6 protein-coding genes are annotated in these 7829 nt (G+C 60.2%); 1 reads left to right on the forward strand and 5 read right to left on the reverse strand.

What is annotated here, in order from left to right:
• Positions 1–21 precede the first annotated feature (21 nt).
• Positions 22–615: an NUDIX domain-containing protein gene (locus tag AC0AP0_RS06595; RefSeq protein WP_046323781.1), complete on the forward strand. Its 594-nt coding sequence runs from the start codon at positions 22–24 to the stop codon at positions 613–615.
• A 208-nt stretch (positions 616–823) separates the two neighbouring features.
• Here the strand turns inward: AC0AP0_RS06595 and pyk are convergent, their stop codons facing one another.
• From pyk to rpsA, 5 genes are all read right to left on the reverse strand, one after another.
• Positions 824–2266, reverse strand: a complete 1443-nt coding sequence (gene pyk / locus AC0AP0_RS06600) for a pyruvate kinase (protein WP_046323011.1) — start codon at positions 2264–2266, stop codon at positions 824–826.
• Positions 2267–2380: 114 nt separating this feature from the next.
• The gene (locus tag AC0AP0_RS06605; RefSeq protein WP_490429804.1) at positions 2381–3379 is read right to left on the reverse strand and encodes a TerC family protein; all 999 of its coding nucleotides are present in this window, start codon (positions 3377–3379) and stop codon (positions 2381–2383) included.
• 180 nt (positions 3380–3559) lie between these two features.
• Complete coding sequence (gene uvrB, locus AC0AP0_RS06610; RefSeq protein ID WP_490429805.1) at positions 3560–5671, reverse strand: excinuclease ABC subunit UvrB; 2112 nt, start codon at positions 5669–5671, stop codon at positions 3560–3562.
• Positions 5672–5709: 38 nt separating this feature from the next.
• Positions 5710–6342 carry a dephospho-CoA kinase gene (coaE, locus tag AC0AP0_RS06615; protein WP_110425638.1) on the reverse strand — a complete coding sequence of 211 codons (633 nt, stop codon included), beginning with the start codon at positions 6340–6342 and terminating at the stop codon, positions 5710–5712.
• A gap of 86 nt (positions 6343–6428) precedes the next feature.
• Positions 6429–7829 (reverse strand): 30S ribosomal protein S1 (gene rpsA, locus AC0AP0_RS06620; RefSeq protein ID WP_490429808.1); only part of this gene is annotated, 1401 nt, incomplete at its 5' end.

Below are 7829 nucleotides of genomic sequence, written 5' to 3' on the forward strand. Positions count from 1 at the left end.
CAGCAGTCGAAGGAGAGCATGATGACCACTCAGATCTATCGACGGTTCGATCCTTGGCGCACCTCCCCCGTCCAGGAAAAGGCCCGCAAGCAAATTATGGACAGCCATTACTTCAGCGTCGACAGGGTCACCTTTGAATCCAGTGACAATCAGACCTTCGATCGCAGCATCGTCAGCGAGAAGCATGGAGACACCATCGCCGTCCTAGCCATCACCGACGATGGAAGGATACCCCTGGTCGAGCAGTACCGTCTGCCCACCCATCGTTGGACCCTTGAGCTGCCGGCCGGCCATCCGCTCAACGACAAGGAGGCCCCCATCGATGTGGCTACCAGACGACTGCGCGAAGAGGCCGGATACAAGGCTGCCTCCTTCAACCAGTTCGCGAGGTTCATCAACACTCCAAGCTTCTCCACGCAACACACCACGCTCTTCTATGCCGAGGGCTTGACAGCGGTGCAACCCTCCAGCCTGGCACCAGAGACTCCCCACCAGAATGTACGGCTCTTCACCGTGGACGAGGCCTATGACATGGTGATCGCAGGGACCATATTGGATGCTAAAACCACCATCGCCATCTTGCGAGCCAAAATCGGACTGTCCGACCTGCACTGAGGCTGTTCCTGCGACAATTGCCTGCTACCTATACGCCTTAGCAGCGAGCCGACTAGCACAGGAGCAATCACATAGCGAACCGGTGACCTCTCCCCCTACCTTGTTAGGCGGGGAAAGACCACCGGTTCTTTGCTGTGTCAGCATCGAATGACCATAACGGTCCAGCTGCCTGGCTGACTCAGACGGCAGTCAGGCAACAGTCCGGAGATCAGTCGTTGGCGCCAACTGTGTGGACGTAGATGCAGTCGGTGTTTCCCGGCTCATACTCGCCCTGGGCGCTACTGAGCACCACCAGGCAGTCGCCGTCGGAAACCTTGCCCTGCTTCTTCAAAGTGGAGTCCACGAAGGCCATGAGGCCTGCACGGTTGAAGTCGTGGTAGTCCTGCTCGCACATAAAGGCCTCGGTGCCCCAGCTCAGTGCCAGCCAATGATAAGTGTGCTCATCGGTGGTCAGCGCATAGATGGGGGCGGCCGGACGCTCGCGGGAGACGCGGTGCACGGTGTTGCCGGTCTGAGTGAAGGCCACGATGGCCTTGGCGTTGATCTTGTCAGCCAGGTCCACGGCAGCGGAAGAGACAGCACCCGAGTTGGACATGTCCAGGTTGTGCATATCCGGGATACGATCAAACCCGTGGGTGGTGGCGTATTCGGAGATCCGGGCCATTGTAGAGACCGTGGTGTCGGGGTAGTCGCCCACGGCGGTCTCGTTGGAGGTCATGGTGGCGTCGGCACCGTCAAGGACGGCATTGGCGCAGTCGGAGGCCTCAGCGCGGCTGGGAATGGGCGAATGAACCATGGATCCCAGAACCTCGGTAGCGACGATGACTGGCTTGGCGTACTGACGGGCCAACTCGATGCAGCGCTTGGTCACCAGGGGAACCTGCTCGAAGGGCATCTCCACAGCCATGTCGCCGCGGGCTACCATGATGCCGTCGAAGGCTTTGACGATCTCCTCCAGGTTCTCAACCGCCTGGGGCTTTTCGATCTTGGCCACGATGGGGATGCGGCGACCCTCCTCGTCCATGATCTCATGGGCGCGGTCGATGTCGGTGGCGAAGCGGACGAAGGACATGGCAATGATGTCGGCGCCGGTGCGGATGCCCCAGCGCAAGTCCTCCTCGTCCTTGGGGGTCAATGCCGGTAGGCTCACGGCCACGCCGGGCAGGTTGATGCCCTTGTGGGAGGAGACCGGACCAGCCACGACCACCTTGGTGTGAACCTGATTGCCCTCGACCTTGGTGACCTCCAAACGGACCTTGCCGTCATCAATCAGAATGGGATCGCCGGGATGGCAGTCACCGGGCAGACCCTTGAAGGTGGTGGAGGTCATGTGTTCGTCACCCTCGACATCATCGGTGGTGATGGTGAACTCCTGGCCCTCCTTGAGGAAGACCTTGTCTTCGCCCTGCTCGTTCTTCTTGAACCAGCCGCAACGAATCTTAGGACCCTGCAAATCGACCAGGGCCGCCACGTTGCGTCCAGTCTCCTTGCTGGCCTGACGCACGTTGTTATAAACCTTGAGGTGATCTTCGGGAGTGCCGTGGGACCGGTTGAGCCTGGCCACATCCATGCCGGCCCTGACCAGCTTGGTGATGTTCTCCAGCGACTCCGAAGCCGGCCCGATGGTATCTACGATCTTGGCTTTGCGCATATGCTACCTGCCTGTTCTTTTTCTTACTTACCGTTCTATTGTACAGACTTAGCATGATGGGAACCAGTATTTCCCGTTAGCGCTAACAACCCTAGTGGCTCAGGGGATTGTTAATTACCTTACGCCCTGTGCAGCTGATTCAAAGGACTGATGGCGACTCTTGAGCACTGAGGCCAGTGCGGATATACCGATGGCCAGGACGATGACCAGCAGGGACACCCAGGTCGGTATCTCCGGCACGGCAGTCAAGGACCGCCCGCCGTTGATGAAAGGCACGGTGTTGCCGTGCAGAGCCTCCATGATCAGCTTGACTCCGATGAAGGCCAGAACCACAGCCAGCCCAAGGGGCAGATACTCCAGCTTGTCGAGCAGGGATCCAAGCAGGAAGTAAAGCTGCTGAAGGCCCAGCAGGGCGAAGACATTGGAGGTGAAAACGATGAAGGGATCCTTGGTCAGTCCGAAGATGGCCGGAATGGAGTCGAAGGCGAACATGACATCTGTAGTGCCAATGGCCAGGAAAACCACCAGCATGGGCGTGAAGCAGCGCTTGCCCTCAAAGGTGGTCCGCAGATGCTCACCGTCATAGTGGCTGGTGATGGGGATGACCCGGCGCAGGATCCTGATCAGCCCGTTCTCGTGGTACTCCTCCTGCTTGCCGCGGCTGGAGACCATGTTCCAGGCGGTATAGAGCAGAAAGAAGCCGAAGATGAAGAATACCCAAGTGAAGCGGGTAATTAGTGCCGTTCCGGCCAGGATGAAGACGCCGCGCAGCAGTAGGGCGATAGTGATGCCGATGCTGAGCACATAGCGCTGAAGACGCAAGGGCACGGCAAAATTGCTCATGATGATGACGAAGACGAAGAGGTTGTCGATGCTGAGCGAGTACTCGGTCAGCCAGCCCGAGTAGAACTCGATGGCCGGCTTGGACCCAGCCACCTTCCAGATCAGCGCACCAAAAATCAAGGCCATGACCACGAAGAAGGCAATGTGCCGCACGCACTCGCCGGTGGAAGGCACGTGTGGTCGCCGTCCGATCACCAGAAGATCGACCACGAAGAAGAGGGCCAGCACAACCAGGCTCACAACCATGAACGGCAGAGGTGTCTCGGACATATCACCTGACTCTAGTGGCAAGATATGACGTGCTCATCTTCCCGGCCCGCCCATCAGAACATCCTCGCAAGCGGTGTTCCGCAGGATCGGGCCTATGATTCCTCATTCATTGTCACAAGCTTGAAGCATGGCCTGGTCGGACCAAAAGCCATGGGCCAAGGCTAAGGGCTAAGGCTAAACTTATTTTTTGGCCTCGGTCATCTGCCTCAGCTCCTTCTTCAGATCCTTGATTTCGTCGCGCAGACGGGCTGCAAGCTCGAACTGCAGCTGTTGCGCAGCCGTGTGCATCTGGTCGCTCAGCTGACGAATCAGGTCGGCAAGATCCTGCGCCGGCAGACCAGCCTGGAGAATCTCCTGGTGCCGCTTGTCGGCCTCCTCCTTGTCGTAGATGGGAACGCCCAGGTGGGAATTGCCAGCCTTGTTGGCGTTGCGGTAGCCTCCTGCCAGCAGGGTCTGGGTATCCACGTCCTCCTTGGCCAGCATGTCGTTGACATCGCTGATCTTCTTGATCAATGGCTTGGGATCCACGCCATGTTCCTTGTTGTAGGCGATCTGCTTGGCCCGACGACGATTGGTCTCGCTGATGGCCTTGTCCATGGAGTCGGTGACCTCGTCGGCGTACATGATGACCTTGCCGGACACGTTCCTGGCCGCACGGCCGATGGTTTGGATCAGTGAGCGGTATGAGCGCAGGAAGCCCTCCTTGTCCGCATCCAGAATGGCCACCAAGGAGACCTCAGGCAGGTCCAGTCCCTCACGTAGGAGGTTGATGCCCACGATGACGTCGATCTTACCCTCGCGCAGCTCCCGCAGGAGCTCCACCCGCCTGAGGGTGTCCACGTCAGAGTGCAAGTATTCCACTTTGATGTCGCGCTCAAGTAGGTAATCGGTCAGGTCCTCGGCCATCTTCTTGGTCAGCGTGGTTACCAGAACCCGCTCGTGGCGATCCACCCTTGTCTTGATTTCGTCCAGGAGATCATCCACCTGGCCCTTGACAGGCCTAACCTCCACCTCGGGATCCAGCAGGCCTGTGGGCCGTATGACCTGCTCTACCACCCCGTCGGACAGGCCCATCTCATAGTCGCCTGGCGTTGCCGACAGGTAGACCGTCTGGCCCACCTTGTCCAGAAACTCAGGCCACTTCAGCGGACGGTTGTCCATGGCCGAAGGCAAGCGGAAGCCATGCTCCACCAGAGTCCGCTTGCGGCTGGCATCCCCCTCGTACATGGCTCCGATCTGGGGGACGGTCACATGGGACTCGTCGATGACCAGCAGGAAGTCGTCAGGGAAGAAGTCCAGCAAGGTGTGAGGCGGCGTCCCAGGTTCGCGCCCGTCGAAGTGACGGGAGTAGTTCTCCACTCCGGAGCAAGTGCCAATCTGGGTGAGCATCTCCAGGTCGTAGGTGGTGCGCATGGTCAGCCTCTGGGCCTCCAGCTCCTTGCCCTGCTTGCGCAGTTGGCCCACACGCCAGTCCAACTCCTCCTTGATGGTCTTCAGGGCGCGCTCCATCCGTTCGGGACCGGCCACATAGTGGGAAGCGGGGAAGATGTGCACTGAGGTCTCATGGGCGATCTCGTCCCCGGTCAGCGGGTGCAGGGTGGAGATGCGGTCGATCTCATCGCCAAAGAATTCGATGCGGACGGCCAGCTCCTCATAGACGGGGATGATCTCAACCGTGTCGCCGCGCACTCGGAAGGTGCCTCGGGTGAAGGCGATGTCGTTGCGCTTGTACTGCATATCCACGAACTTGCGCAGCAGGTCGTCCCGGTTGATCCGGTCCCCCTCGTGCAGAAAGAGCATGCGGCCGGCGTACTCCTCGGGCGTGCCCAAGCCGTAGATGCAGGAGACGGTGGCCACCACCACGCAGTCGCGCCTAGTCAGCAAGTTGGCAGTGGCGGCGTGCCGGAGCCGCTCCACATCGTCGTTGATGTTGGAGTCCTTCTCGATGTAGGTGTCCGTCTGGGGAATGTAGGCCTCGGGCTGGTAGTAGTCGTAGTAGGAGACGAAGTAGGAGACCGCATTGTCGGGCATGAGCTCGCGGAACTCGGCGCATAGCTGGGCGGCCAGGGTCTTGTTGGGCTCCAGAATCAGAGTGGGCCGCTGCAGGCGCTCAATCAGCCAGGCCGTGGTCGCGGTCTTGCCAGTGCCGGTGGCGCCCATGAGCACCACATCGTTCTCGCCATTCTCAATCCGTGTAGCCAGCTCCTCGATAGCCTCTGGCTGGTCGCCGGAGGGCTTGTAGGGAGACTTGACCACGAAGGGCTTATCGGTCCGCTCTATGTTGAACCCCATGAAACTCCCTTCCAGGATGCGTCATTCGCCAAGGCCCGTCAGTTACTGTGCGAGGAACCCAGGGCCAAGGATTTCAGCTCTTCATATATCCTATCAACAGACTCGAACATTTGTTCGATAGGCTGTGACCCGTCCACCAGCAGGTCGGCCTGAGCGCGTCGCGCACTGCTGTTGGTCTGTGAGCCGATGCGCTCAACAGCCTGACTCTGAGACATATGCCGCTGATTCACCATGCGCGCAATCCTGACCTGACTGGGGGCTTCTACCAGCAGAACCTTGTCAAAGTGAAAAGGTATGGCTGAGCGCACCTCGGTCAGCAGGGGCACGTCGTGGACCACCACCTCGGAACCCTCCAGCCAGGGCCGCTCGGCTTTGGCGGCCAGGTCATAGACCAGCGGATGGATGAGGTCGTCCAAATCCTTGCGGTCCCGGTCGGCCGTCGCTCCTCCGAAGACCCGCGCAGCCAAGGCTGACCTGTCCACTCCCCCATGGCCATCCCCGCAGTCTGCTCCGAACCGCTCGAGGACCGGCCCTACCCCAGGTCCGCCCGGAGCAATGACCTCGTGGGAGAGCCTGTCGTAGTCGATGACCCTGGCCCCGTTCCGAGCCAGCCGAGCCGCCACCGTGCTCTTGCCGGCCGCAATCCCCCCGGTCAATCCCACACGTATCATCCAGACCTCCCAGGCAATGCTGATGGCAACACATACAAATGGAGGGACCCGACCGAGGCCGGACCCCTCCATTCACTACTTAATGCTCACTTCTTTTCCTTGAGCAGCTGCTCGCGCAGGGCGGCCAGCTGATCGTCGGAGGCCAAAGTGCCCTCGGAGCTGGACTCCGAGCTGTAGTTGGTGGTCTCCTCGGAGCTCTGACGGTGAGAGTGGGAACCGGCGGCGGGCGCCTGGGAGGACCGGCTGTCCTCGGCGGCCGAAGCCTCGGCGTTCTCCAACTCCTTGGCCACGAAAGCCTTGTGCTGCTCCCAGAGGTCGTGGGCGGCCGCATACTGGGACTCCCACTCCTCCCGCTGCTTCTCGTAGCCGGCGATCCACTCGTTGCTCTCGGGATCGAAGCCCTCGGGGTACTTGTAGTTGCCGTCCTCGTCATATTCTGCAGGCATGCCGTAGATGGCCGGGTCGAAGTCCTCGGAAGTCGGGTCGACAGAGTCGTCGGCCTGCTTGAGGGACAGTGAGATGCGGCGGCGATCCAGATCGACGTCAATAACCTTGACGAAGATCTCCTCACCCTGCTTGACCACGGTCTCTGGGTTCTCCACGTGGCGGTTGGCCAGCTCGGAGATGTGAACCAGGCCCTCGATGCCGTCCTCGACGGAAACGAAGACGCCGAACTGCACAATCTTGGTGACTTTGCCCTTGACGATCTGTCCGGGCACATGGGTCCGGGCGAAGCGCTGCCAGGGGTCTTCCTGGGTGGCCTTGAGGGACAGCGAGATACGCTCACGGTCCATATCGACATCCAGCACCTCGACGGTGACCTTGTCGCCCACCTTGACGACCTCGCTGGGATGATCAATGTGCTTCCAGGAGAGCTCGGAAACGTGGATCAGGCCGTCCACGCCGCCCAAGTCGACAAAGGCGCCGAAGTTGACGATGGAGCTGACCGTGCCCTCGCGGATCTGGCCCTTCTTGAGCTGGGCCATGAAGGTCTCGCGCACCTCGGACTGGGTCTCCTCCAGGTACTGGCGGCGGGAGAGGACCACATTGTTGCGGTTCTTGTCCAGCTCCAGGATCTTGGCCTTGATCTTCTGGCCGATGTAGGGAGACAGGTCGCGAACGCGGCGCATCTCGACCAGGGATGCGGGCAGGAAGCCACGCAGGCCGATGTCGACGATGAGTCCGCCCTTGACGGCCTCGATGACGGTGCCCTCGACGACGCCGTCAGCATCCTTGATCTTCTCGATGTCGCCCCAGGCACGCTCGTACTGGGCGCGCTTCTTGGACAGGATCAGACGGCCTTCCTTGTCCTCCTTGGTGACGACCAGAGCCTCAATGGTGTCACCGACCTGGACCACATCGTCGGGATCGACATCCTTCTTGATGGAAAGCTCGCGGGAGGGAATCACGCCCTCGGTCTTGTAGCCGATGTCCAGCAGAACCTCGTCATGGTCGATCTTAACGACCGTCCCCTCGACCAGATCCCC

It is taken from the genome of Bifidobacterium sp. POST2/T3 (B1) (assembly GCF_058197115.1).

Bases quoted from the DNA above. Each gene is read 5' to 3' on its own strand.
- AC0AP0_RS06595 (WP_046323781.1), top strand. From the start codon at position 22: ATGACCACTCAGATCTATCGACGGTTCGATCCTTGGCGCACCTCCCCC.
- pyk (WP_046323011.1), bottom strand. From the start codon at position 2,266: ATGCGCAAAGCCAAGATCGTAGATACCATCGGGCCGGCTTCGGAGTCG.
- AC0AP0_RS06605 (WP_490429804.1), bottom strand. From the start codon at position 3,379: ATGTCCGAGACACCTCTGCCGTTCATGGTTGTGAGCCTGGTTGTGCTG.
- uvrB (WP_490429805.1), bottom strand. From the start codon at position 5,671: ATGGGGTTCAACATAGAGCGGACCGATAAGCCCTTCGTGGTCAAGTCT.
- coaE (WP_110425638.1), bottom strand. From the start codon at position 6,342: ATGATACGTGTGGGATTGACCGGGGGGATTGCGGCCGGCAAGAGCACG.